Source organism: Mangrovicoccus sp. HB161399 (assembly GCF_013184745.1).
Classification (GTDB): Bacteria; Pseudomonadota; Alphaproteobacteria; order Rhodobacterales; family Rhodobacteraceae; genus Mangrovicoccus.
Map to the genome: position 1 here is coordinate 1 of NZ_JAATVU010000077.1, position 25,578 is coordinate 25,578.

Annotated in this window: 22 protein-coding genes and 2 pseudogenes; 4 read left to right on the forward strand and 20 right to left on the reverse strand. The window is 56.6% G+C overall.

Annotated features, from left to right (window positions below; translation table 11 throughout):
- Window positions 1-159: 159 nt before the first annotated feature.
- The 18 genes and pseudogenes from HCC78_RS26560 to HCC78_RS26645 form a co-directional block, all read right to left on the reverse strand.
- Window positions 160-324, reverse strand: a pseudogene (locus tag HCC78_RS26560) (IS110 family transposase); the annotation flags it as partial.
- A gap of 17 nt (window positions 325-341) precedes the next feature.
- The gene (locus tag HCC78_RS26565; RefSeq protein WP_172331800.1) at window positions 342-1,409 is read right to left on the reverse strand and encodes an acyltransferase; all 1,068 of its coding nucleotides are present in this window, start codon (window positions 1,407-1,409) and stop codon (window positions 342-344) included.
- A 192-nt stretch (window positions 1,410-1,601) separates the two neighbouring features.
- Window positions 1,602-2,150 (reverse strand): GDSL-type esterase/lipase family protein, encoded by a 549-nt coding sequence (locus HCC78_RS26570; RefSeq protein ID WP_172331801.1) that lies wholly within the window; start codon window positions 2,148-2,150, stop codon window positions 1,602-1,604.
- 167 nt (window positions 2,151-2,317) lie between these two features.
- Window positions 2,318-2,635, reverse strand: coding sequence for a hypothetical protein (locus HCC78_RS26575; protein ID WP_172331802.1), 318 nt, complete (start codon window positions 2,633-2,635; stop codon window positions 2,318-2,320).
- A 16-nt stretch (window positions 2,636-2,651) separates the two neighbouring features.
- Window positions 2,652-2,864, reverse strand: a complete 213-nt coding sequence (locus tag HCC78_RS34520; RefSeq protein WP_172331803.1) for a transposase — start codon at window positions 2,862-2,864, stop codon at window positions 2,652-2,654.
- A gap of 26 nt (window positions 2,865-2,890) precedes the next feature.
- Window positions 2,891-4,078: a glycosyltransferase gene (locus HCC78_RS26585; protein ID WP_172331804.1), complete on the reverse strand. Its 1,188-nt coding sequence runs from the start codon at window positions 4,076-4,078 to the stop codon at window positions 2,891-2,893.
- The gene (locus HCC78_RS26590) at window positions 4,071-5,402 is read right to left on the reverse strand and encodes a hypothetical protein (RefSeq protein ID WP_172331805.1); all 1,332 of its coding nucleotides are present in this window, start codon (window positions 5,400-5,402) and stop codon (window positions 4,071-4,073) included. The genes HCC78_RS26585 and HCC78_RS26590 overlap by 8 nt, the downstream gene beginning before the upstream one ends.
- Before the next feature lie 88 nt (window positions 5,403-5,490).
- Window positions 5,491-6,780, reverse strand: a complete 1,290-nt coding sequence (locus HCC78_RS26595; protein ID WP_172331806.1) for a lipopolysaccharide biosynthesis protein — start codon at window positions 6,778-6,780, stop codon at window positions 5,491-5,493.
- Window positions 6,781-6,850: 70 nt separating this feature from the next.
- A complete protein-coding gene (locus HCC78_RS26600; protein ID WP_172331807.1) occupies window positions 6,851-7,576 on the reverse strand; it encodes a hypothetical protein in 726 nt (241 codons plus the stop codon).
- A 205-nt stretch (window positions 7,577-7,781) separates the two neighbouring features.
- Window positions 7,782-8,717 carry a GDP-L-fucose synthase gene (locus HCC78_RS26605; RefSeq protein ID WP_305848699.1) on the reverse strand — a complete coding sequence of 312 codons (936 nt, stop codon included), beginning with the start codon at window positions 8,715-8,717 and terminating at the stop codon, window positions 7,782-7,784.
- A 10-nt stretch (window positions 8,718-8,727) separates the two neighbouring features.
- On the reverse strand, window positions 8,728-9,852 hold the full coding sequence (gene gmd, locus HCC78_RS26610; RefSeq protein ID WP_172331808.1) for a GDP-mannose 4,6-dehydratase: 1,125 nt from the start codon (window positions 9,850-9,852) through the stop codon (window positions 8,728-8,730).
- Window positions 9,853-9,963: 111 nt separating this feature from the next.
- Complete coding sequence (locus HCC78_RS26615; protein WP_172331809.1) at window positions 9,964-12,120, reverse strand: polysaccharide biosynthesis tyrosine autokinase; 2,157 nt, start codon at window positions 12,118-12,120, stop codon at window positions 9,964-9,966.
- Window positions 12,121-12,372: 252 nt separating this feature from the next.
- A complete protein-coding gene (locus HCC78_RS26620; RefSeq protein ID WP_172331810.1) occupies window positions 12,373-13,650 on the reverse strand; it encodes a WcaI family glycosyltransferase in 1,278 nt (425 codons plus the stop codon).
- Between the two features lie 361 nt (window positions 13,651-14,011).
- The gene (locus tag HCC78_RS26625; RefSeq protein WP_172331811.1) at window positions 14,012-14,905 is read right to left on the reverse strand and encodes a glycosyltransferase family 2 protein; all 894 of its coding nucleotides are present in this window, start codon (window positions 14,903-14,905) and stop codon (window positions 14,012-14,014) included.
- Window positions 14,895-15,458, reverse strand: a complete 564-nt coding sequence (locus HCC78_RS26630; protein ID WP_172331812.1) for a putative colanic acid biosynthesis acetyltransferase — start codon at window positions 15,456-15,458, stop codon at window positions 14,895-14,897. Before HCC78_RS26630 ends, HCC78_RS26625 begins: the two co-directional genes overlap by 11 nt.
- Before the next feature lie 7 nt (window positions 15,459-15,465).
- Window positions 15,466-16,494, reverse strand: coding sequence for an FAD-binding protein (locus HCC78_RS26635; protein ID WP_172331813.1), 1,029 nt, complete (start codon window positions 16,492-16,494; stop codon window positions 15,466-15,468).
- Entirely contained in the window at window positions 16,487-17,713 is a 1,227-nt protein-coding gene (locus tag HCC78_RS26640) for a polysaccharide pyruvyl transferase family protein (RefSeq protein WP_172331814.1), read from the reverse strand. Before HCC78_RS26640 ends, HCC78_RS26635 begins: the two co-directional genes overlap by 8 nt.
- A 1,176-nt stretch (window positions 17,714-18,889) precedes the next feature.
- Complete coding sequence (locus tag HCC78_RS26645) at window positions 18,890-19,162, reverse strand: hypothetical protein (protein ID WP_172331815.1); 273 nt, start codon at window positions 19,160-19,162, stop codon at window positions 18,890-18,892.
- A gap of 1,036 nt (window positions 19,163-20,198) precedes the next feature.
- On the opposite strand from HCC78_RS26645, the gene HCC78_RS26650 reads away from it, so the two are divergent.
- From HCC78_RS26650 to HCC78_RS26660, 3 genes are all read left to right on the forward strand, one after another.
- Entirely contained in the window at window positions 20,199-20,462 is a 264-nt protein-coding gene (locus HCC78_RS26650) for a type II toxin-antitoxin system ParD family antitoxin (RefSeq protein ID WP_172331816.1), read from the forward strand.
- Between the two features lie 2 nt (window positions 20,463-20,464).
- A complete protein-coding gene (locus HCC78_RS26655; protein ID WP_172331817.1) occupies window positions 20,465-20,755 on the forward strand; it encodes a type II toxin-antitoxin system RelE/ParE family toxin in 291 nt (96 codons plus the stop codon).
- A gap of 1,766 nt (window positions 20,756-22,521) precedes the next feature.
- Window positions 22,522-22,809, forward strand: coding sequence for a hypothetical protein (locus HCC78_RS26660; RefSeq protein ID WP_172331818.1), 288 nt, complete (start codon window positions 22,522-22,524; stop codon window positions 22,807-22,809).
- Window positions 22,810-23,498: 689 nt separating this feature from the next.
- On the opposite strand, the gene HCC78_RS26665 is transcribed toward HCC78_RS26660, so the two are convergent.
- Window positions 23,499-23,744, reverse strand: a complete 246-nt coding sequence (locus HCC78_RS26665) for a PIN domain-containing protein (RefSeq protein ID WP_172331819.1) — start codon at window positions 23,742-23,744, stop codon at window positions 23,499-23,501.
- Between the two features lie 87 nt (window positions 23,745-23,831).
- Here HCC78_RS26665 and HCC78_RS26670 point away from each other — a divergent pair, with 87 nt between their 5' ends.
- A complete protein-coding gene (locus HCC78_RS26670) occupies window positions 23,832-24,710 on the forward strand; it encodes a glycosyltransferase family 2 protein (RefSeq protein WP_216671321.1) in 879 nt (292 codons plus the stop codon).
- A gap of 54 nt (window positions 24,711-24,764) precedes the next feature.
- On the opposite strand, the pseudogene HCC78_RS26675 reads toward HCC78_RS26670, so the two are convergent.
- Window positions 24,765-25,578, reverse strand: a pseudogene (locus HCC78_RS26675) (IS1634 family transposase); the annotation flags it as partial.

Consider the following 25,578-nt stretch of genomic DNA (forward strand, 5'->3'; position numbering starts at 1 on the left):
GCGCTCATTGAGAAAGTCACTCCCTGCCTATCGCTGGAAATGAGATCTCAGAACCGCCGCCTCACAAACAGGTGGGGCCGGGACATCGCATACTCCTGCCCGCCTCGATGCATAGTTTCAGATCGAAGGACGGTGACAACTACCCTGCACGAGGGGGGGGCAGGCCTCCATCGCCACCAGGCAGGGCGGCAGCTTCCCGAAGAACTCCAGCACCTCGGCCCTTCGGAGCTTCTTGCGAAGGACTGCCGCGCCCTTGGCGTCAGCACCGTGGACCTGGAACACATTCTTCGCCAGATCGAGCCCGACCGTGATAATCTCCGACATGACCGCCAGTCGCAAGCTCAGATGTTGCGAATTATACGTGCCGCTGGGAGCTCTAGAAAATAAAAGGATGCGGTGGCGACAAGAGACGTTACCGAAAATACAACAACAATTGCAGATAAGTTGGACAACTCAGGATACCACCAAAGAAAAGCGGTAATGACTAGATGATGGATAAGGTAGAAACCATAACTTATCTCTCCAAAGAAAATTAGAAATCTTGACTCCAAAATGCGAAGGAACCCGATTCTCAATCGAACGGCATGAAAAAGGAAAAACATAGAAAATATTGGGATAGGATTAATTCTATTTGGAATGTGAAACCCAAATAGCGCCCTAAATACATCCGGAAAACTAACAACAACTACAAAAACCAAGAAAAAACTAAAAAACAAATCTCCCATACTCGATCGAAGCGCACACATTAGAGCCGTGATTTTATCTTGCCATACCCAAGATGCGACACCCAAAAGAAAAAAATGCAAATACAAATTCAGACCCGAAATATTAAAATCTAGGACAACTTTCGTGACCGTCACAAAGACAGCCACCAAAAAAGAAAATGCAAACAATAATGCTAACGATGATCGTTTAGCAAATAGTCCTTTCGCATGAGAAATCCAAAACAATAAGAACACTATATAAAACTGAACCTCTACTGGAACAGCCCAAAGTTCTGACGGTGCCTGAAGCATGAAAACGGCCGAAACAAATGTCCAAACCCCTCCGAAATCGTATCGCCACCACGGCTCTCCGGAATAAAATACATATGACAACAAAACAATAATGAGATATAGGGGGAAAACGCGCCCTACACGGGCGAGAACATATTTTCTTAAATTCTGAGCAGGATCTTTGTGAAGGTAGAGCATCGTCATGAGATAGGCGCTAAGAATGAAAAAAATCATCACACCAAGCTTTTCGGCTCCATGCCCAAAAAAACCAGGAATCATGTTGGCATTTCCCATGTGCCCCAAGGCTACAGCCAATGCCGCTATTCCACGCAGCCCTGTTAGTGTTTCAATTCTTCCATTGTCTACTTTTCCTGCCTCAACCTCAATTCGAGATGTGAATTCAGTGGCCTTCATTACTTAACCCGCCTCATTGAAACAGACCTCGAACCATTTTTATTGAACAATAACATTAACGTTAAAATTGGGAGGAAATCAATCACCCATTTCTTGAAAGAGAGTTCCATACTGAGCTTCCGGCGATACTCCGTGTGATGGTTCGGAAAGCACTCCCACCTTGAACGTAAACTCATGTATGGTGAGTGAACCTCACTCATAAGTATCACGATTAAAATTTACAAGGTGTTGATGAAGGATCCCCTCCCAATTTTTATATCCCAGTCCATTCAGATGCACCCCATCCGGAGCAAGTTCAGCAGATAAGCCATCTAATGGAGCTATTGAAGCTACATCAATAAACTGTACGTTTTTCTCAGCAGCAAGTTCAGAAATCAATAAATTGAGTTCTTTAATAAATATCCGGGCAGACTTCCCATTTGGCCAATTTGGGACAGGCGAAGATTGCAAAAATACATCGACTCCCTTCGATTGAAACGTCTCCACAATCCTTCGAATTGCCATAATGCTTGCCTCTAGATCACCTATTCTTGCGTCATTTATTCCAGCAAGAAGAAAGACGGCTTTAGGCTGCAGGGCACTAACTTGGTCCAGTCGCGCCAAAATGTCAGCAAATGTATCTCCAGACACACCTCTGTTTGCAAATCGTATATCCGGAAACATTTCCTCCCAAGGAGCTTGCTCAGTCAATGAATCACCAAGGAACACGACTTCTACTTGGGCAGTGTACTCATCAAACACTCCATGAATTCTTTGCCGCTCAATAACGGAGTATTCCTGATATGAAAAACTTCTAATCTTAGATATTATCTGATACGGCCAAGCGTGACAATATACGGTGCAAATACCCCACGCGTAGGCTAAAATCAAGAATATCGCTGCGAAAGCAAAATGTATCACTTTTCGCATCAAAGTAAATTTCCGTTATCCAGTTGATTTCTATATTCACTATGCGGCCATCGCGGCGCGCATGTCGATCCTTGCCTGCTCCGGGTCTTCAGCACGCCATTGGCGTGACGGGCGTCGAGGCAGACGACCGGCAGGCCGCGCTCCGTTAGCGCGTTCCAGGGAAGAAGCTCCACCCGCGCGACCTGGCGCGCAGCCCGTTTCGGGGCGGCGGCAAGCCAGGAATGGAACCAGCTCGTGCTGACCGAGAGCACCCCGCACATGAGGATCACGGGGTGCTCGGCAGCATGGGCAGCGATGAACTCCAGCTTCGTGTTCACTGTTTCGCTGCTTCCTTCAGGCGGCGGTTCTCGCGGCGCAGCTCGGCGGCTTCGGCCTGCTGCCTGCGGATCGCTTCAGCCGATCCCGCGGCCGCCAGCCCTTCAGCTGCGATGCGGACACGCCGAGTTCCCGGGCGACGCTGGCCTGCGTGGCGCCGGGCTCCGAGAGCCGCGCGACGGCCTGTTCCTTGAACTCGGCGGTGAAGTGACGACGGGGCTGTCTGCTCATGTGGGGTCCCTCTCTCCAGGAGTAATTTAACTCCCAGTCCGGGATCCGGGGACAAGCTCATGCGAAAGAACACTCCTATACACAGAAACAAACTTGTCGCAGACAACTTTCTCAGAATAATGTTCTGACTGAAAAACTAAACCCCTCTCGGCTATCGCCTGAATCTCTTGATCGGACGTTTCATGAAACGCCTTGAGATCCTTGACAAGTTCATCCGTGCTTTGCCCAATACGAATTGCAGCCCGTTGTTCGAATCCATCCGGCAAGTTACACTCATTTGTCATGAGAACTGTCAGTTTTGACGCCCAGGCCTCAAGGATGACCATTGGCAAGCCTTCACTCTTCGAAGGAAGGATGAAAGCATCACTGGCATAAAAAGACGCGGATTTCTCTTCGCCAAACTGAGGACCGGCATAGAATACATTTCCATGTGCGTCTGCAAGAGTTTTAATCATTGCTTCAAACTCAGGTGCATCGTCAATCCAGCCACAAAAAACAAGTTGCATATTAATACGAAAGTCAGGACAGAGCTCGCTGAGCTTTCCCCATGCCTCACAAAGCTCTCGCCAACCTTTTTTGTCATGAATTCGCCCGAGAAACAACACTACACGCCGCCTCTCCATTTCCTTCCGCCACCAATTCGGCCGTAGCCCACCGTCAGGTGTCACTTGAACAAAATTCGGGATCACCGCAGTCTTATCGGTACTGACCACTTGAGCGATATCTTCCAATTCCTTGCGGGTGAGGGCTTGAATCATCGAACACCCATTTAGAAACTTATTTTGAAAGACTGTAGAAACCAACCATTTCAAAAAAGATGATCGTCGCATAATCCAAGGTTCAAGCATTCCATGCGGGGTAACCACATAAGGCGCCTTCCAACGAACACTCCAACGAAGTGCAGCATAGACATGATACATCCACAAGCCGTGGATATGCGCAACGTCGGCCTCAGTTTCCTTCAAGAAGCGTAACATGTCGGGGGCATATCCAAAGCGCCCATTTCCTTTACGTTCAAAGGCGTGTACCGGCACATTAGGCCAGTTTAAAATATCCTCCTCAAAATAACGACTGCGAACCGTAACAATTTCAAGCGAAATATCGCGACGTCGCGCGAGGCCATGCGCAAGAAGTCGCGCAGCTTCTGAGACACCTCCACCCGCTCGGCAAATACTGGGCAGGATAAAGAGCAGCCGGATCGGGGCGTCAGTCAATTTTATCTCCAGATAGGTTCAGGATGCGTGTTTGGTTCATCAAACGTGATGAACGCTTAGGTTTCTTGGGAAGGAATACCCACACATAGGAAAGAAATTTCCCCGCGCTGAGAATTACAATCACGACTAAAATGTTTCGGTAAACATTTCGCATTGGATAAGTAAACGAATTTATAAAAAATACTGTGACCAAAGCAGACGTGACAACAAACAAAATTCTATTCTCTTTGTTTGCCGCCTTTATGTTCAGCCTTAAAGCAACAACAACCGTCAAGAAAAACAAAACCACATAGGGAAGGCCAAACTGGAAAGCCTCCCCAACAGCACTCATAGGAACAAATGCATGCAACCTCACTTCGTAAAGTGGAAGTATACTTGAAAATCCGTCAATGGCAGACGGCATAGGAGAAAATGACAGTAACTTATACTGAATTGGATGCTCAGCATCAAATGCAATAGAATCTGGAGTGATAAAGAAACCCTGAGAAATGGATCCGACCGTCATTCTAATAAGGTCATCAAAACTGGCGTGAGACAGAAGCTTAAGATAATTCGGAATAACAGAAATCCCGTATTCTCCAGTGGAACGCGCCATCTGCGCCATTACAAAAAATACCATGCCCATGATACCGGCCAACACTGCCGGTATGACGTGTTTGCGGTTCCCTATGCAAATTAGGCATAGGCTGATTGATGCCATTGGGAGAACAGCCGATCTTGACGCTGAAGCGATCGGAAATAGAAGATAGACGCCAACAAGAACAAGTCCGACAATCACACGCTTTCCCTGACGGGCAACGATATCTCCACCCAATGAAAATCCAGCCAGAAGGGCTGCAATGCTGGTGAGAGCTTTTGCCAATCTAGTAATCGGATTATCATAGTCCAAAGACTCCACGGAATTGATCAAAAGGTACTGATTGTTTTTCCATAGAACCCCAATGTCAATTGTGCAAAATCTTACAAATAGAAGCAGTGCCAAAATGACGTAAGAGTGTTTCACAATAGGCGTGCCGATAAAATTGCGCGCTGCATCATTCAAAGTTATAGTTTTTCTTGCATTTCTCAGACCAAATGTGGAGCCGTATATCACAAAAAAAACCCCAAGAAAAAAAACTGTCCATTTGTCCGGATGAAAATAAAATTCTCCAAAGTTTCCCGGCGGAAAGCGGTGATCGAAGAAACTTGAGGATCGGTACTGCATATAAATCTGTCCGAGCATAATATAGATCGAACAAAGAACGGCTGCGCAAAGCCGATCCACACGACGCAAAGCTTCCGCCAAGAGAAGGAACTCTAGTATAAGAACGGACATCAGTACCATTCTTGAAAATCACCTTTCTTCATTTGAAAAGCACCGGCAACAAAAATTGCACCTCCTGCATCTTCGAAGAGGGCTACTTGATCTTGCACTATGTCCTTTTACCTTCTTTCCAAAACGCCACGCGCCATGCGATACCAGCGTCTGCAATCACGATCCCCACCAAGATCAAATGATATCTCTCGCTCGCTAGATACGGCAAGAGCGCCACAATAGCATATAGTCCCAACGCTAGATAGGCAAAAACTCTCTGGTTGTTGGTCGAGACGAACCGTGTGCTCAATGCCGTCCAAATGGCACATAGCGCAGCTGCCAAGCCAAGTAGAAAAAACGCAAAATGATCCGAGGTCATTTTTCCATGCGACAGTCTTTGCAACAGCCATGGACCAGTAAAGGTGAATAATAGAGTAGCTGGGGCCATTACTAGGATCACCAGTCCAATATTTAGCCGCATTAACTTTTTCGTAAGACTCAAATCTCCTGCCGTTTGAGCACGCGTGAGTTCAGGGATACTTGCTCGGGTCAACAACATCGCAAATTGCACCGGTATCCTAGTTAGCATACGGGAAGTGGCAAAAATCGCCGCAGCCGCGGGACTTATGACCCAACCAATTGTCAATACAATGCCTTGAAGACCCAAAGAATTGCCCGCGGCCAAAATGAAGCTTGCAAACGAAGGACTAATTAGACGTTTTACGATAGCAATTTCGGATAGGCTCCAACCAGGCCGCCACCATGGTTCCTCTCGGCGTAAAATAATTATATAGACTAGGCAAAGAAGAAATTTGACTACAACTTGCGCCGCGGCAGCTTCGATGATTCGCCCCCCAGCCAAGGCCACGATCATTAGAGAGATTGCAGAAAGTAGGAAGTTAAGATCGAATAAAAGCGTTCCAATCGCATACTTGTGCGTAGCATCAAAAATAGTGCGCTGGTATCGAGTTTGAATGCCTATCAGCGCCGCCACTGTGGTCAAAATGATAGTCAACGCAACTTCGTTATTAGAAAATGGGCCTGCCTCGCCTCCCTTAATCTTGAGCCAAGCCAACGCCAGTGTACATATGATTGCACCCATGCCGATTGTAAGAAAACTTAAAATTATCCATCCACTCTGATAGACGCGAAGTGCTTCCTCACGATCGTCTTGAGTAACAGATTTTGTAATCTCTACACCTGCCGCGGTACCGAGACCAAAATCCGACAATGCTAAATATGTAGGAATAGCGTTGATCATCAGCCAAACACCATACCCGTCGACACCCCAATGATAAGTCAGAATTGGAACAGTTAGCAATTGCGCCAGAATCATCCAAATTCGGCCAAGAAGATTAGCGCCAAAACCTTTTATCAATCTACGATGAATCTGGTTTTTCCGCATCATAGTTCACTCATTTAAGCATTCGTCGCTGGGGCTAACCTTGGAGCAGCATTCAGTAAAGAGACACTCAGCCTTAAGACAAAACGGCTTTTCCAGTCAGGTTCGTGTAGACTTCTTGCGCCTTCTTCACTAAATTTGGATTAAAATTATAATTCACGTCAGCTTGGGCTTGCTTCTTGAAATCCGAGGGGCGAGCAACGTAAACATCCGATCCGCCACTTTCTCGTCTATCCATTTCTTCGATTTCACGATACACGGCCGCAACATTGTCTTCCGTATGGTCGAAACGAATAAAAGAAGTGCTAAATTTTTCATTTACGGCATCAATAACCAGACCAAAATCCTTAGTAACATCATGAAAATCTGCTAAAACGATGTGGTCCATGATAGGTTGCAGTCGGCTGAAGTAGCTGATCCATTTCTGAAGAGACTTGTTTTCGTCAATATAGGGGAATATCAGTTTGAGGCTTCGAACAGCCGAAACCGGTTCTCGAATTAAAGCCATCGTTGGGATTCCCAATTCCACACCTCGCATAAGTTGAGCGGGAACATGTAAATGATGGGCTATACTGATATCCCGCTGTTGAGCGTATTTGAAAGCCGCATAGGCAAAAGTGTTTGCTGACCGTGGCGGGCCGTCAATAACGATTTCACTTTTTTTCGTAGTAAGGTAATCCCGCTTGCTGTGTGGACCGAAGCAGTAAAAAGTGGGAATAAAAAGCGCTGGTCTCGCAGACAAAAATTGCTTTGTCCCGCTTCTCATCTGCTTAGTGAAGGACGGTTTTTTTGCCTGCTTCATACTCACACATCTCCCAGAATTTGCCGTTCCCAAGCTCACATCACTTAGGTGACGACAAACTTCTATTTTCTGCCCAGAGGTAACCTATCTACACCGTCGCCGTCGCCCTATAGGAGTTTTGTTATTTCCTACTAGGTGTTCATACTATCGGATTTCGACCTTATAGATTTAGTTTGATTGATCCGCAATATTCAGAACAAGCGCCCTAATCTTTCACGAAATTCAGACTTTCATAGGTAGTACGAATTCCCTCCTCTAGGCTCCGCGCCCCATTCCATCCCATGTCATGCAATCTGCTGCTATCCATCAACTTACGAGGCGTACCATCAGGTTTGGAACTATCGAAAAGCAATTCCGCATCATAGCCAACTACCTTTGCAATAGTTTCTGCCAGTTCACGAATGGACACTTCTACGCCGGAACCAACATTGACATGCTCCGGACCAGAATATTCTTTCAAAAGAAATACCAATGCATCAGCAAGATCATCACAGTGCAGAAACTCCCGCAAAGGAGTACCAGTACCCCAAATTTGCACTGAATCTGCACGAGCTTCGCGCGCCTCGTGGAACTTCCTCAACAACGCAGGCAGTACATGGGAATTTTTGAGATCGTAGTTGTCTCCAGGGCCATACAAATTCGTCGGCATTGCAGAAATCCAATCCCGATTATATTGTTTCCGATAGGCTTGCACTAACTTAATACCTGCAATTTTGGCAATTGCGTACCACTCGTTGGTTGGCTCTAAAGATCCTGTAAGGAGACTATCCTCGCGAATTGGCTGCATTGCCATTTTTGGATAGATGCAGGAAGAGCCCAAGAATAGTAGCCTTTCCACGTCGGCCTCATGCGCCGCGTGAAGAATATTTGCTTCGATCATCAAATTGTCATATAAAAAATCTACCGGATAACTATCGTTTGCAAATATTCCACCGACTTTGGCCGCAGCTAATATGATTGTATCCGGTCGTGCTTCGTTCATCCATTCGTGAACGGCTTTCTGATTCACCAAGTCAACCGTATCACGTCCTGCCGTGACAACCTCGCAATCCTCTAAAGCTAAGCGGCGCACAAGTGCACTACCAACCATACCGCGATGACCAGCTACCCAGACACGCTTCCCGGACAAACTAAACTTCATCTCGACGCTCTCAGTTTTCGATACTAATCGGTAGTTCAAGCCCGTGTTCTTTCAAGAGAGCATGGCGCCGTGCTGATTTATAGTCGGCCTCGATCATTTCTCTGCACATGTCACGTACGGAGATCTCTGGAATCCAACCTAATTCACTCTTCGCTTTCGTCGGATCTCCTAGAAGAGTATCAACTTCTGCGGGGCGAAAATACCGTGGGTCAATCTGGACAATTGTATCTCCAGGCTTAAGGGCTGGCGCCATGTTGCCGTCTATATGGTCAACAATTCCAACCTCCTCAACCCCATTTCCCTTGAATACAAGTGTTATTCCAAGTTCCTTTGCTGCCCAGGAGATGAATTCTCGCACCGAATACTGAACACCTGTGGCAATAACATAATCCTTGGGATTGTCTTGCTGTAGCATCATCCATTGCATGCGCACATAGTCTTTGGCGTGGCCCCAATCACGAAGGCTATCAATGTTTCCCATGTACAGGCAGGGCTCTAGACCCAATGCAATATTCGATATCCCTCGAGTAATCTTTCGAGTTACAAATGTCTCTCCTCTGCGTGGGCTTTCGTGATTAAACAAAACTCCATTACACGCATACATTCCATATGCTTCACGGTAGTTCACCGTTATCCAATAGGCATACAGCTTCGCGACGGCGTAAGGCGATCTAGGATAAAAAGGAGTGGTTTCCCGCTGGGGGATTTCCTGAACCAACCCGTAGAGTTCAGATGTAGATGCCTGATAGAATCGCGTCTTCTTTTCCAAGCCAAGAAAACGAACAGCCTCTAAAAGTCTCAGTGTGCCAATCGCATCTACATCCGCTGTGTATTCCGGAGCTTCAAAGCTGACTGCCACATGTGACTGAGCACCAAGATTATATACTTCGTCTGGCTGGATCTCCGAAATGATACGTGTCAGATTCGATGTGTCGGATAGATCCCCATAGTGAAGCTTAAGATTTGAATTCTCAACATGTGGGTCGGTATAAAGATGGTCAACGCGTTGCGTATTGAAGAGCGATGAACGACGTTTTATTCCGTGAACCTCGTATCCTTTTTCAAGAAGGAATTCCGTAAGATAGGAACCGTCTTGTCCGGTGATCCCTGTGATGAGTGCGCGCTTCTTACTCACTAGCTTACCCTTTGCCGTTGAAGCGTACTGCCTTTGACCGCTTCTTAAAGTCTATTGACACTCGTTCATCTGCTCCTTCATTCCACAATGGAGAATGAAGAAACTTCTTTACTAGTTCGTGTAGTATTTGCTCCCGTAGGCTGCATAGGAACCATAACGCCCGCCGTAGCCGTATTTCTTCATTCCTTGAAGACTTATTTGGTTGAGCACTAGCCCTGCAGGTTTGCTATTTGTTTGCTCAAGTTGCAACAATGCATCGGCAACCTGACTTTGTTCGGAACGATCCCAGCCGACAACAAACAGGATGGAGTCCACATTTTGCGCGATGACACGAGCATCTGGAACAATTAGAACTGGTGGCGTATCAATAATGATTTTGTCATATTTTTGACGTAAATTTTCAATCAACTCAGCGAACTTCTTCGATGAAAAGAGATCTGCTGCATTCCCAGCTGCAGGTTCAGAGAGAAGAAGATCGGCACCTATCCTAGTATCGTGCACTATTAAATCTTCAGGAGCACTGCCCTCCGACAGAACAGAAACCAAGCCCTTTTGCGGCGTCTCCTTGTCGGCGCGATATTGTCCAAAGACGCGGCGCCGAATGTCTCCTTCAATCACAAGAACTTTTTGACCCATTCCGGAGAGATTATTTGCCAACGCCAATGTCAATGTCGTCTTGCCTTCTCCTGGAAGTGCAGATGTCATCATGATGACCTTTGGTGGATGGTCAACGTTGGACAAAAGTATTGCTGTTCGAAGATTGCGCACTGCCTCAACTGCCGCGGAGTTTGGCTTTTTATCCAGATATTCTATAACCTTGCTCCGGGCCTTGTTCGGGAACAATGGGATTTGGCCCAGTACGCTATAGCCTGTATACTGTTGCAAATCATGTGCGGTACGGAATGTTTTCCGCTGCATTTCTTGCCAAACTACTATTGCAGCGCCGATCAGTAGGCCAGAGATCGCTGACATCATTAGCGCTGCGGTGGTGTTTGGCGCAGCAGGAACGCTAGGCACAACCCCGTACGATATTACGCGAGCATCGGCCTTCTGAATTCCTTGCTGAACTGATGTCTCTTTCAAGCGCCCCAGGAAATACTCGTACAGCAGTCGACTTGCTTCGGTTTCGCGAGTCAGTTGTTGTAGTTTAATCAGATCTTGGCTCTGAGCTTCGTATTCTCTTGTCTGCGTATCCAAAGAGCTTTGCAAGGTTTGAAGCTGATTTTTATTGCGACCGGCCTCCAACTCCACCCGTCTAATTTCATTATCGACAGCAACTTGAAGATCTTTTTGTATTATCGGGTTTTCGGGATTGGCTTGCAACTGTTTCGCCAGTTGTTTAACTTTAGCATCTTGAGAGACGGCGGCCATCTTCTGCGGATTTGGAGCAGAATTTAGCGCAGAAATCAAATTCTCATTGACTTCCAATGCGCCACCAACGGAGACGATTCGATCTCTCAGATCCTTTATTTGCCTTTCCTTCGTTTGGAGAGCTTCAGGACTAACTAGATCGATGCTGCCACTAAATTCAGCAAGCTCTGTTTCCGCGTCTTCCAATTCATCTTGCAATTCGACTACCCGCTCCGAGAGCCAGGTAGAAGCTTGCTCTGTGGCATTATATTTTGTAGAAATTTGATCGAGGATATACTGATCTGCGACGGTATCTGAAAGAAGCGCGGACTTTTTCGCGCTCTCAGTTTCAGCAGAAACTTGCAGAACATAAGAATTCGGAACACTCCGAATTGTTATCGCGCGGAGCGCAGTGCTAATTGTATCGTCCAGTTCCCGTTGAACTTCTTCGGCAGGGTTCTCAAGGTTTAATTCTTTTGAAGATCTAAAGACCGTAGTTTTAATTAACTTCTTGGCCTGAGAAGTGATACTAGGGGCTCTAAGGTGAGGATTGAATTCTGGATCATCCGTTAAGCTGAGCTTCTCGACGACCTTTTTCATGAGCTCCCGAGACCGTAGGACCTCAACTTCAGAATTTACTTCTCCATCAGTGCCGGCCATATCCGAAACAACAGATTCGAATGACACGATGTTTTCTTGTTGGGGTTCAAGAAGCAAGACTGACGTGGCCTTGTAAGTCGGGGTCGCCAGTTCATATACATAGTACCCGCCCAAAAGCACCAGTATAGCTGTTACGGTAGCGATGAGCCACTTCCCACGCCAAAGCATGCTGATCAATGCCTGCAGATCGACCGTTTCGTCCGTCGGTTGAGCTGTTGACGCTTCCTGGAGGCGCGTGCTGATACGTTGCTGATGCATCTGGACCACTTGACTGAGTAGACGATATTTTGGTTGGATTTTCGACGGCTTAAGTTGCAAGCTAAAGCATTTTCCAACGTCATTCCTGCTTAGGTTGACCACTTTCAACTTTATTTGGAAAACATGATCCGCCTACGTGACTAAGTGCCTCGCATAGTCACGTATGATATGATCCCGGTTCGATGAAAGAGCTACCCTAACTCTATGTGCGGTTGGACGCCGGAGACAAAATCGTCTAGATATTGACTTGAATCACCGCTGTTCCAATGCTGTAGGTCTAGGTGGCGTCGGGATCTTTTTGTCCTCGTTTAGCAAGCTCTGTAGTTCTTCCTGCAGGTCGTTGATGATCTGCTTGCCGTCCCAGCGCCGCATGGCACGGGTGCGGGCAGCCTTACCGAAACGCTCGCGCAACGCCGGATTGTCGAGCAGCATCCCGATCGACCGCGCCAGAGCAGCCGCATCTCCGGGCGCAACGGCGATGCCGCAATCCTCGATCTCCTCCGCCAGGACAGTCCCCGGATCGACCGTGGCAATCACCGGCCGGCCCGAGGCCAGCATGTTGGTCAGCTTCGAGGGCAGCACCAGGGTGGCCGCATCGGCGATCTGGGGCAGCAGGTGGATATCGGCGGCGCCGAGCAGGTCGCTGAGCTTGTCGAGCGGCTGCAGCGGGAAGAAGCGGACATTGTCCAGCCCTTCGGCGCGCCGCTTGATCTCGTCCAGATAGGGGCCTTCGCCGCAGATCACCATGGTGAAATCCTCGCGCGCGGCCAGGAGCTTGGCCGCCTCGGGAAGGATCTCGATCCCCTGCTTGTTGGCGATGCTGCCGGAATAGAGCGCCATGTAGGGCGTGGCGATCCCCAGCTCGTCGCGCATCGGCGAGCGTCCCTCGACCGGGGTGATGTGGGACAAGTTCGCCCAGTTGCGCAGTTCGTAGATGCGTTGCTCGGCGACCTTCTTGTCGCGCAGCTTCTGCAGCATGGCAGAGGAAATCGAGCTCACCCGGCCGAAGGCCCGCAGGGTCCGGCTCTCGAATTTCTTCGCCAGCCAGCCCAGGGCGGAGCTTTCCTTCAGCACGCCGGTCGCAAAGGCCGCCTCGACCTCGAAATCCTGGATGTGTAGCCAGGTCCGCGCGCCGGTCAGGCGCGCCACGATCCAGCCGACAGGCGCCGAGAGCAGCGAGGGCGCAACCACGAAGACCACGTCGGGACGGTTGCGCAGCCCGCGCCAGAGCGCCACCGGCAGGGCCGTTGCGGAGAAACTGAGATAGTGCAGGATGCGGCGCAGCCCGCTAGGGACCTCGGGCACGTAATGCGGGCAGCGGATGACTTCCGGCGCGCCTGCACCGCCCTCCGCGGCATAGCCGTATTTCGAGAAGCCCGGGAACACTTTCCAGCTGGGGAAATAGGGCTGGCCGCTGATGACCGTCACCTCGTGGCCGTCCCGCTGCAGGACTTCCGCCATGCCCGAGGTATAGACCGCGATGCCGACCATCTCAGGCGCGTAATTCAATCCGACAATCATGATTTTCATTGGCTGCTACCCTGCCGTTACTCACACCCGGAACACCGCGGAGACGCGATGCCGCACATGTCGCGCCGGAACCTCCGCTGCCAACAGAAGGCCTTATCCAGACGCGACGATCAACCGGCCCGCACCGCGACATGTTGCCGAACCGGCAACTATTGCGGCACGTTTTCCGGCCCGGCCCGGCGAACGCTCCGCCGGTGAAAGAATGCTACGCCATCAATGCCCGCGCTTTCCGGAAAGAACGCCGACCGGAAGCGCCCGGCCGGGCTGCTCCGGCCTTTTGCACATTATTTCGCCACAAGCGCCGCAGGATGAAGGAATTCCGTCTCCGCCACGAAGGCCGTGCCACCGGATCCAGGGCGATTCACCGCTCGAAGACGCCCTGCCGGCAGAGGAATTCGTAGGGACTCGCCCCGGCCGCCCCGGCCGCGCACTCGATCTCGTAGAGCGCGGCATCGACATAGGTGCGGTACCAGTAGCCCTGCAGGAAATGGAAGAAGAAGCCGGCCTTTCCGTCCAGGAAGCCGCGCCCCAGGACATAGCGGTAGAAGAAGTAGAGCGTGCTGCGCAGCGCGCTCGGCATCCGGCCGTAGACCTTCTCCTTGAGCCAGCGCTTGCGCCGTGCCTGCCCGGAAAGGGAGGCCTCGTCCTCCAGATCCTGCCGCACGCGGGCGGCGATGATCTCGTAGGCTTCGCGCCGGGCATAGTCGACATGCTTGGCCGTCCACCAGGAGAGCGGGTTGAGGTTCTCGTCGACCAGATCGCCCGCGAGCGTGCGCTCGACCGGGCTCTCCACGACGATGTGCTCGTCCATCCAGCGCTGCTCCATCCGCCCCTGTCCGGTGCGGTACATCCGCAGGATCAGGCCCGGATAGAAGAACCCATGGGTGATGGGCCGGCCGAGGAAGCAGATCTTGCGGCGCAGGTAGACGGCATTGACCTCTCCGGGATCGCCGACAAGCGCACGGACGGAGTCCTGCAGCTCCGGCTCCAGGTACTCGTCGGCATCGATGCGCAGCGTCCAGCCGGTGCCGATCCCGCCGTTGTCGATCGCCCACTGGTACTGCTGGGCCTGGTTGACGAAAGGGTTCTGCAGGACCCGCGCCCCCAGCCCCTCGGCGATCTCCACCGTGCGGTCCTTGGAGAAGCTGTCGACGACCAGCACCTCGCGCGACACCGGCTGGACCGAGCGGATTGCCCGCTCGATATGCTGTTCCTCGTTGTAGGTGAGGATGACGGTGGTCAGGTCAGGATGCATTGGCGGTCTCGGTTCCCTCGATCTGCCTTGTGCCGATCACCTTGCCCGGGTTTCCCGCGACGATCATCCAGGGCGCGACATCGCGCATGGCAACCGCCCGCGCCCCGACCACGGCCCCCTCGCCGACCGTCACCCCGGGACCGATGAAGGCCTCGGCGCAGATCCAGGCATGCGGGGCAATCGTGATCGGCCTGGAGAAGAGCGGCCGCTCCAGCGTGCGGATCGAATGCGAAGCCGTGCAGAGGAAGGCCCGCTGGCTGACCGTGGAATAGTCTCCCATGGTGATCCGTCCCTGGCTGTAGCAGTCGACCCCGTCCGCCAGGCAGGCATAGACTCCCATCTTCAGGTTCCAGGGCGCCCAGACGAAACAGTCCGGCGCCACGCGGCAGCCCTTGCCGATCTCGGCCCCGAAGAGCCGCAGGAGCCGCAGGCGCCAGCCGTTCATCGCGAAGCGCGGCGTCGGGCGGAAGAGCAATGCATGGACGATCTGCCAGAGGAGCCGCTTGATCTTCAGCGGCTTCGGCATCTCGTCGACATAGAGACGTTCGGCCATGGATGCCTCAGAATCCTTCGACGATCTCGTTCTCGAGGGGCGCACGCCCGTCGATCAGCTCCTCGAGCTGGCGGATGAAGCGGATCATCTCGTCCGTGCCCTGGCCGCGGTTGACCAGGCAGTTCAGGGTCTTGTCCGAGAAGGGCTGCTTCTCATAGCTGAAGTCGAAGCGCTCCAGCACGAGATCGTTCAGCCATTTGCGGTTCAACGGGCTCTCGCGGTGGAAAATCTTGTATTCGTAGCGGAACAGGTAGAACAGCGCCGAGAGCAGCTTGAACTTCCTGTCGCGCGCCGCGAGCGCCCTGTAGGGCGAGCCGGAGAAGATGCTGCCCAAATTGGGATACATGAAATCCTGGTACTTGTGGCGCTTCGCGTGGAAGGTCTCCATCTTGTGGAAGATCTTCTGTGCGTCCCCGGGTTCGGCCCGGAAGGTGCACTGGGCCACGATGCCCGCGAATTCCCCCCGCCTCAGCGCGGATGCACGGTGCGTCAGGCCCAGCTCCGCGGCATCGACTTCCTCGATTCGGCCGTCCGGGCGCACTGCGACGGCCGAGAGCAGCTTGTCCTTCAGCTCGGTGCCGTAGGCGCCTGCATTCATGAATATGCCGCCGCCGATCGTGCCGGGAATGCCCTCCAGCCCCTCGAATCCCGTGGCGGAATTCCAAAGCGCCACGCGCGACAATTCCGGCATCATCACGCCGCATTCCGCGGTGATCGTCGCCGCTTCCGGATCGTGGACGATGCTGTCCAGCCCCAGCGTCGACACCAGCACGGAATACTGCGCCTCGTCGCGGAACAGCAGGTTGCTGGTGTTGCCGATCACCTTGAAGGGCTGCCCGGCCTCTGCCAGCAGCGACACTGCCGCGGAAAGTTCGCCGACGGATTTCGGCGATGCGATCAGCCCCGCCATGCCGCCGGTCCTCAGATAGCTGCGCCCGGCCAGGCTGACATTGTGTTCCAGCGCGATTCCAGCCGCGCCAAGCGCGGCGGCCACATCCGTTCCGACCGGTTGCGACTCGATGTGCGTCTCAAGCATGGTGAGCCTCCTGCAAGACGGGATGATCTTCCTTCAGAGCCTGCAGCTCGCTGCGCAGGTAGCCGCGCCCGGATGCCTGCAGCGCGGCGAGTTTCGGTTCGGCAGTCTCCCAGTCGACAGGCTCCCCGAGGCGGCGCCGGACCGTCTCGGTGTCGTCGCCCATCACGAAGCGGTCTAGCAGGCCGAGGCTGGACAGCAGGTTCTTCGACCGTTCGTTCAGCGCCGCCCGCGATCCCGGCAGGCCGACCGTCAGGAAGGGCTTGCGGAACAGGATCGAGAACACCGTGCCGTGGAAGGAATTCGAGACGACGAAGCTGGCTTTCGCCACATGGGCAATCCACTGTTCCGGCGAGGGATAGACGGTTTCGCCGATCTCGGGCCAGCGGCGGTGGATATTGTAGGGCGACAGCACCTTGCCGCCGGTCTTCTCGCCCGCCATGGCCGCGACCTCGCGGATGCCCTGGCCGGTGCGCAGCGCGTAGCAGAAGACATGGCCTTCCCCCACATTGGCCGCGGCGGCCGCCAGGCCGGAATAGTCGCCCAGCAGGATCGTCGGATCGGGCACCCAGGCCGTCGGGCGCTGCGCCAGCGTCTCGACGATCTCCACGCCGCTCTTCTCGCGCGCGGAAAGCCCGTCGAATCCTGCCAGATAGCCCGCCACTTCCGTTTCATAGGCCGGGTCGAGCGTGGCCCGGCCGAAGCTCGGCGCGTAGGAGATGCGCCGCGCGCCCTGCGCGCCGCCCGGAAAGTCCAGGTAATAGACCGGGTCGATCCCGTATTGCTGGGAAGGCGCCCAGATCTGGTCGGAGCCGCAGATCAGCATGTCGAAGCGGCCCCCGGGCGAGGCAAGGAAGGCATCGACCTCCTCCGCCGTGCGCAGGACCGGCCCCGACACCCCGAGCGTGCCGCTCTGGAAGCGGTGGAACATCTCGATCTGATCGCGGTTTCCGAAGAGCTTGCGCTGCAGGGCCGAGAGCTTGAGATAGACGATCTTCGCCTTCGACTTGAGGCTGCCGGATTTCAGCAGGTCGGCCAGGCTGCCCCCGGCCTCGACATGCTCGGGGTGGTAATTGACGAATTCGGCTTCGCAGCCCTGGTCCATCAGCCATCGGCGCAGCCCGTAGGCCTGCATCAGCGCCCCGAAATTGTCGCTGAAATGGTAGGTAAAGATGCCGATCCTGGGGATGGAGGTCGTCTTCGACATGGAAATTTCGGTCATTGTCGGCCTCTGTCTAGGCGCGCCCTGGTTGGGGCCTGGTCATCATGTCCCGCGCCGCCGCCGCAGCAGCAGCCACGTTGCGGTCAGTGCAGATAGGGGCGGCAGACTTCGCGCGCCCTCCGGACTGCAGCGCGGGAGGACATCGGACCGGCATCGTCCGGCATGGCACGGTCTGCCCCGGCAGACGCGGATTTCAGGGAAAATGCGGAGGGCGGATCCCTAGGATCGGCAATTATGGAAGACACACGGTTACCTTTTACTGATCAGATGGCAGGACCCGGAACATGCGGGCCTTCATGCATTCAATCGCGGAAAGCATAACCAACTCGGACGCGGCATCCTAGCTTTTCCCGGCCTCCCGGGCTGCCCCGGAATGCCGCAGCCCCTGCCCCTAGAACCGGAATGCGAGGGCGCAGCCCGGGGCAGCCGCGAAAGCATCACAGGAACATCCGCCACACGGCGGCCTGTCGCACCATAGGCGTTCCCGTGTGACAGGTGACAGCTGCGGCCACCCCGCCGAATTGGCATTGACGATGGGTTAGGTAACCTCTCCTGACTGCACGTGCGCCACTGGGACGCGAACGGACAGGATTGGAGGCGGATGGAGAAGGGAGAAGCTGAGTGCGGTCCTGAGAGGGGTGAGCGCTTCCTCCAGACGGCCCTCAAGGATCGCCTGCGGGGCCCGTGCGGCGGCCAGCAGTTCCGCCATCGCAGGACCAAGCCTCCGCCCGCCGGAAAATGATGCCGCCGACGCAGAGGGACTTGCCTTGCCCGCGCGGGCGGGCTGATTCGTGACGGTTCAGTCCGGAATGGGCGCCGCCCCCCCTCGCAGCCAAGGCACCAAGGCGCCCTTCGCCCGGCGCGCGGGAGCCGGATGCCATCTCCGGAGAGCCCATTTCCGAAGGAGGAGCATTTGGACGCGGGGGGAGGCGGAAAACTTCGGAACGATCCCCCACGCACATCGGCGGATTTCCTAGGACTTCGCCATGGCTCCGGCATCGCGATCACTTCGCCGGCGGTGCGCATGAAGGCACCGACTGCCCGGCGGTGCCGAACTCTGTGCGCCACGGGATGCAGGGCGGATTGTCCATCATGATCTCCGCTGTGCCGCGGCACAGCGCGCATTCCGAGCGAAGCATCGCTTCAGCCCGAACGGTGTGCCGGTTCCAAGGCCTCTCAGGCCCGGCCGAACGGAATGACGTTGCTGCCGCGCATGAAGGCGATGGCACCTTCGCTTTCGATGGCTTCGACCGCGGCGTTCCTGGCGTCCCTATCGGAGCGAAACCGGTCATCCCACACATGGCTGGTACCTTCGAAGTCAACCACTTCGAGCGTCCAGGCCCTTTCGGCTTCGAGCCGGCAGATCGCAATTTCGAACGGATAGCCGCCGACAACGACGTGCTGGGCCTTGCCGGAAATCACGAGATCAGGTTCGTCATCTTCGATCATGCGGATGGCCTTTCGAACGGACAGTGCCGTCCGACTATGCGCCCAGGAAGTCCGCCGTCAATCTGCCGCCGCAGGACGGCGGCATGGTTCCAAGGCAGGGACCCGCCGATCCTGTCGGCGGGGCGCTCCGCCGGCGATCCCGACACCCTCCGCACCGGCCGTTGCCGGGTCTACAGCCCCGTCTCGCGCTGGTCCGTGCGAACCTCACATGCGCTCCCACCGGGAAAATCACCTCCTGCCCATCGCTGGAGGCGGGATCTCGGAACTGCTGTCCCACAAACAGTCGGGGCCGGGCCGCCGCCTGCGATTCAGCCTTCCCGGCTTGCGCAGGGCCGGCAATCCGAAACTGCCTTGCCGCCTGGCCGGAGGCTATTGGATGTGCGTCGTCTGTCGTTAGCAGTCAGGGAAGAGCGGGAGCCGGGGAGAAGACGGTCAGGAGATCAGTGCGTCCGTTTGGTGCTTTGCCGGGAGGTGCGCAGATAGCTGGATCAGTGCGTGCTCCGGTTCGCAGTAGGTCGTCGGTAGTCAGGCGTTCGCAGTGCTTTGGGTCAGCGACCGGCGGGACCGGTACATCATCCGAGGTATGCATGCATCCATTCCGCGTCAAGAGGGTCGCCCGATCCCATGGAGTCTCCATCCATTCCTGTCCGGGGATTTGCCCGTCCATTCCGGATTCCGAAGGAGCGACCGAGGAGAGACCCGCATCCACGCCGGAAGCGTGACACATTTTGCGCTATTTCAACCTGCATCATGAATTTTCCGGGAAAAGCTCCGGGCACCGCGAGGCTGTAGCTCGTGCTGCGCCCGCCGCCCCCGTCCTTGCGCAGCACGCCGAGCCCGACTCCGAAGAGGCAAATGCGGTTCAAGGGATCAAGACATCATCTTCTCCGGGATGGATATGCCCGGATGAGGAGCCAGGGCATCCATCCGGGGCATGACCATGGTCTGCAGCTGGCCTCCCGCCCCGCGCGCCTTCCGGTTTGCTGGCTGCATCATAAGTATGATAAAGTATGATGCGGCAGCAGGAGGAAGCAGGATGGCAACCGCCGAGAGAATGACAATCACGATGCCCACGGAACTGGCGGAAGTCCTGCGCCGGGCCGTTGCTGGCGGAGAGTATGCCTCGGCCAGCGAAGTGGTCCGCGAGGCCCTGCGCGACTGGACGCGCAACCGCGATGCCGAGCGGCTCGAGCTCGAGGCGCTGCGGGATGCGATCAAGGCAGGGCTGGAGAGCGGCCCGGGCATCCCCGCCGAGCAGGTGTTCGCGGATCTCCGGGCCAGATATTCCGCGCAATCCTGACTGTGCCACGTCTCGTTATCCTGCCTGCCGCCCGGGACGACCTCGCGGGGATCGGGGATTTCATCGCGCAGGAAAACCCGGGGCGGGCCCTGTCGTTCCTTGCCGAGATCGAGGGCAGGATGGCGCAGGCATCCGAACGCCCGGAGAGCTTCCCTGCGCGGAACGACGTGCACGAAGGCCTGCGGGCAGCGCGCCATGGCCGCTACCTGATCTTCTTCCTCCATTCCGGTGAAGAGGTGCAGATTGTCAGGGTGCTGCACGGAGCACGGGACTTGCCGCGGCAGTTCGAGTGACCGTGTCCTGAAGTGACACGCGGCAGCTTGCGGTCCGGCGGCATGACATCACGTGTCCTGCTGGCGGGCCGCCGTCCGTGACGGCCCCGGCGCGGCGGGGTTTGCTGCGTGGACACAGCCAGACCTTGCCACCGGCCCCGGCATGGCGCCGGAGGTGATGGCCTCGTCCTGCGCCGGGCGGACGAGGCGGGTTTCCGAGCGCCGCCGAGCTGCGCGACGAGGTCATGCCGCAGGGAAGCTGCGCCGAGAGAGCCGTGAGGACGACGATCGGGAATTTCGCCGGACACGGGATGGTGTCGAAGGTCCGCGCCGGGAGGAAGGCGAAGGTGAAGCCGACGCAGGACGCCTGCAATTGGCACACGCCCGGAATGTGGGGAATCCCTGCCGGGAGCGTGACGATCTGTGCGTCACGCTCTCTGATGTACCAATTAGTTCTTAGACAAGATCTAATAGTAAATATTATATTTAGAGACACGGACTTGCATTTTCCCGGCCAATCAATGGCTTAGAGAAAAGGCTGCGCAGTGGCACGAAATGCAAGAAAACGAGCGCTCCGGCAGGGCTGAACCGGCCTCCCGAGGCGCTCCAAGAAGGAGGCGACTGCTCCGGCCGAGGTGCCCCTTGAGGGTCGCCGCCAGGTCGAAAGCGGCGGCTGGCCGGGGCGGACGCTTCCGATTCCAGCCGGTGCTGCGGTGCTCCGGGCACGGGCGCCGGCGGAACTTTCCGGAGGATGGCGCGGACACGGAGGGCGGATGGCGGGGGCGGTTCAAATCGTCCCCTGCCATCTCTCCCAACCTGCGATCTGCCCATTGCCTGCATGCCTGCCCTGGCTGGCGCATGCCTCGCTGGCTGGCGACGGTCCTCCAGGTCTGCCGGCCGTCCCATATCCGTCCGCGGCACCTGCCATCCCGCATCTGCTCTCTCGGCCGGGCACGGCTGCCTGAATGGCCATCCAGCCATCTGCCTTTGCCTGCCCTTCTTGATCCTGTTGATCATGCGCGCGGCTGCGGCTTGGCCGATGCCCTTGCGACAGGCGCTGGCTTGCGCCGCGAGCGGCCTTCTTCTCTCTTGGCTGCTCGATGCCTGCGAGAACATGGATCGCACTGTACGGCTCGCACAGCGGCTCTCTGCGCGATGGATTGCCTGCATCTTGGCTGGCGTGCCTGCCGCGAGTTGAGCAGCGACATGTCCCGGCGCGGTCTTGCCTCGATTTCGCATTTTGCCGGTTGCCGCGGTGAACTCGGGGTGCAGTCGCGGTGACGTGCCCGGCATCTGGCGCGGATGCGTGCCGGAACCGGGTTCGGTGCTGCTGCACCAGGACTTCCGGCCGGCAGGTCCCGAGTTCAGCATCTCTGCGGGCTCCGTGACGGCTTGCGCTTCGTCTGGGTGCAGGGCGCCAACCTCCCTGGCCGCTACCGCAGTCCGGACTCGCGGAGATGGCACTGGATGCGGCGGGCATGGCGGGCAGCGCATGCACGCCGACGGGGCGCGGCACGGGCGCGGTCATGCCCGGGGCTCCAGCAGGGCGCCGAAGCCGGCGAGGTCGGCGAGGGCCTGGCGGCGCCGGTCTGCGGGCGCCGCGCGAGCGGGACATCGAGCCGTTCGATGTCCATCTGCAGGAGCGCGTGCCGACCTTTCTCCGACCGCGCAATTCCCTGGCGGAATTTCGAAAACCAGGCGCGTTTCATGCGCAGTCCGCGTTTCGGCTCGTATAGCTACATGCCGACGCAAGAACGCGGCGGCATTCAGCCGAACAGGAGGCCATCTTGGACAATCGAAGCACCATGCTCGCGGCAATGATCGACGCGGCCGTCAAGAACTTGAAGGGGGTGAAGACCCAGAAGGAAATCGCGGCGGAAGCCGGATACAAGAGCGCCAACATCATCGCGATGATGAAATCGGGAGATGCGAAGGTGGCCCTGGACAGAATCCCCGCGCTGTCGAAGGTCCTCCGCATCAACGAGAAGGCCGCGTACATCGCGTGCCTCTACCAGTTCCACGATCCGGAATTCGTCGACCACATGGTCGGGGTGCTCGCCGGGGGCAAGAAGTGATCCCGGCAAGGCGCCGCGGCGGCGGCGCCAGTGACAGCACCGGCATTCGCCGGTGCGTCCGGCGGCTCTGAAACAGCCCCGGGAAAGGTGGCGCTGCAGCGCGCTCCCAGAGACGCTGCAGCGGCCCAGCATCGCCGAAGCCCGGGATCAGGGGCGCCGGTTGCCGCGGATCGACAACGTGAAGACGGCGATTTCCCGGGGCGCGAGATCCTGGGGCGCGATCAACGAGACCTACCGGCGCTTCGCTGCGCAGCTGAAGTTCCATGCCGATGCCTGCCAGCCGCGGCACCCGCAGGCCAAGGGCAAGGCCGAGCGCCACGTCCGCGATCTGCGCGGGACCATCGATCCCCGCCGCGAAGCGTTCGGGAGCCTCGAGCAGTTGCAGGCGGCAACCGATGCGCTGCCCGCTGACGTGCACCAGCATAGCCGAGGCCCGGGATCAGGGGCGCCGGTTGCCGCCCCCCCTTGCCGGAGACGCTTCCGGCGCCCTTGCCCGCGGATGCCGGAGGAGTGGAGCCGAGACCGTGGAGAACACGGGCGAACCGGCGCAGCAGCAGCTGGCCGCGGCAGGCCAGCCCCATCACCGCCACCGGTCTCCTGCGGCGATGGATGACGTGGCAGCAGCTGACCACATGACCGGCTGCCCGTGCCCGACCGCGCGGCAACGTCATCCGCAGCGGGCAGCTGCCTCAGCTTTGCCACGGATCAATGAGCTCGAGGCCGCAGCCCTCGAAATCGCGGATGTTGCGCGTGGCGACGGTTGCCCCGCGGCTCAGCGCGATGGCGGCAATCTGCGCGTCGAAGGCGGCGATTGGCCGTCCCGCACTGCGCCGGGCAGACGCAATCTCCGCATAGGCCACCGATGCGGCACTGTCGAATGGCAGGATGCGGCCGCCAAAGTCCTCGGCCAGGACCGCTTCCAGCGCCGCGCCCAAGCTTTCCGCGGCATTGCGTCCCCCGGCTTGTGACCGCGGGACACCTGTGCAAGCTTGGCATGCAACCCCATTCTTCCAGAGCCCTTGATGTCCAAAATTTCCCGTTCCCAACCGGCAAGCTGGGCAACCGTCAGCACGACAATCAATCCCACCCCCGAAATCCACGCCTTCGCGGACTTCCACCTCGCCGCCGGCGCATCTCATGTCTTCATCTATCTCGACCGCCCCGATCATGACTTTCCGGGCGAGCGCGGTCCCGACCCGCGGGTCACCGTCGTGCGCTGCGACGATGCCTATTGGGCAGCGACCACTTGGAAGACGCGGCCAGAACGGTTCCAGCACCGCCAGGACCAGAACGCGACCGATGCCTACCGGCGCTGCAGGCAGGGATGGCTTGCACATATCGACATCGACGAGTTCCTGTTCAGCGAGGAGCCGCTATGCCGCCTGCTGGGGGACGTGCCGGAGGACGAGCTGTCGGTGCGTGCCGAACCCTGGGAGCTTCTGCTGCCGATCGATCCGCGCACGCCGGTCACCTATTTCCGCGGGCGCGTCGGCATGACCGAACAGCGCCGAGGTCTCCACCACCGGGCCTTCCCGAAGTTCTGGAACGACGTGCCCAGCGGCTTCCTGAGCCACATCGACGGCAAGGTCATCGTGCGCACCGGCGTACCCGATCTGATCTTCGGTGTGCATCGCGCCCGCATGAACGGCAGCGAGAAGCTGAAGCCACGGCAGATGCGAAAGCTGATGCTGGCCCATTGTCCGAACCGCGACCGAGAGACCTTCGCCTCCAAGGCGAAGTACCGCATGTACCACGGCGCCTACCGCCCGTTCGGCGACGAGCGCAAGCAGCGGATCTTCGACATGCTCGAACGCCAGCTCGACCTCCACGGCGAGGACGGCATGCGGGCGGTCTTCGACGAGTTCACCACCACCCCCGGAGTTCGACAGCTAGACGCGTAAGCAATTGATATTGTTAAGGCCGAAAGGCCAAAAATGTGACAACAGCGCCGGTCCGGCGGGCTTGGGAAGGTCCATGGCTTCGAAGAGGTCGAGTTGCTCCGGTGTTGTTCTGCTGATGCCCTGCAAGGTGCGGTTTCCGGCATGGGCGGTGTGTTTCTGGATGCGGGCGAGCAGGTCGAGCGCGGTGCGCGGGCTGGCGGAATGGCCCTTCGCCTTCAGCCTCATGCGCATGACGCGGTAGAGGACCAGCGCCAGGAAGCAGATCAGCGCATGGGCGCGGATGCGGTCCGGCAGGCGGTGGTGGACGGGGGCGATCTCGATGTCGCCCTTGAGGACGCGGAACCCGCGCTCGATATCCGCCAACGACTTGTAGCGCCTGACGGCCTCGGCTGGGCCAAGGTCGGCCGCGTTCGTGAGCAGCGCCAGCTTGCCGTCGAAGAGCTCGGCGCGGGCGATGGCCGCCTCGTCGACGGTCCAGCTGAACAGGTCGGCCTGCAAGTCAGGCTTGATGAAGCGGGTGAGCTCGGCTTCGGCGACGGCACGGGTGAAGCGGCTGTACGATCCTCGGTCCGAGGCGCGGCGGCCGCGAGCGGTCTGTCCGGCGTCCTGGCTGTCCAGCTTTCCAACCAACCGTTCGGCCATCTCCTCGAGCTCGCGGATGCGCGCCCGGCGCCTTTCGGACTGTTCCCCGGCGCGCAGCGGATCATGGGCGACGATCAGCCGGTGTCCGGCAAATTCCGCCTCGGCGAGGCCGTCGGCATCGAAGGCAAGTCCTTGGAATGTTTCGGCAAGCTCCGCATAGCGGCGCGCGGGGACGGCCAGGATGAACTCCAGCTTGCGGCCGTCCCGGTCGGCCAGCGCGGTCAGC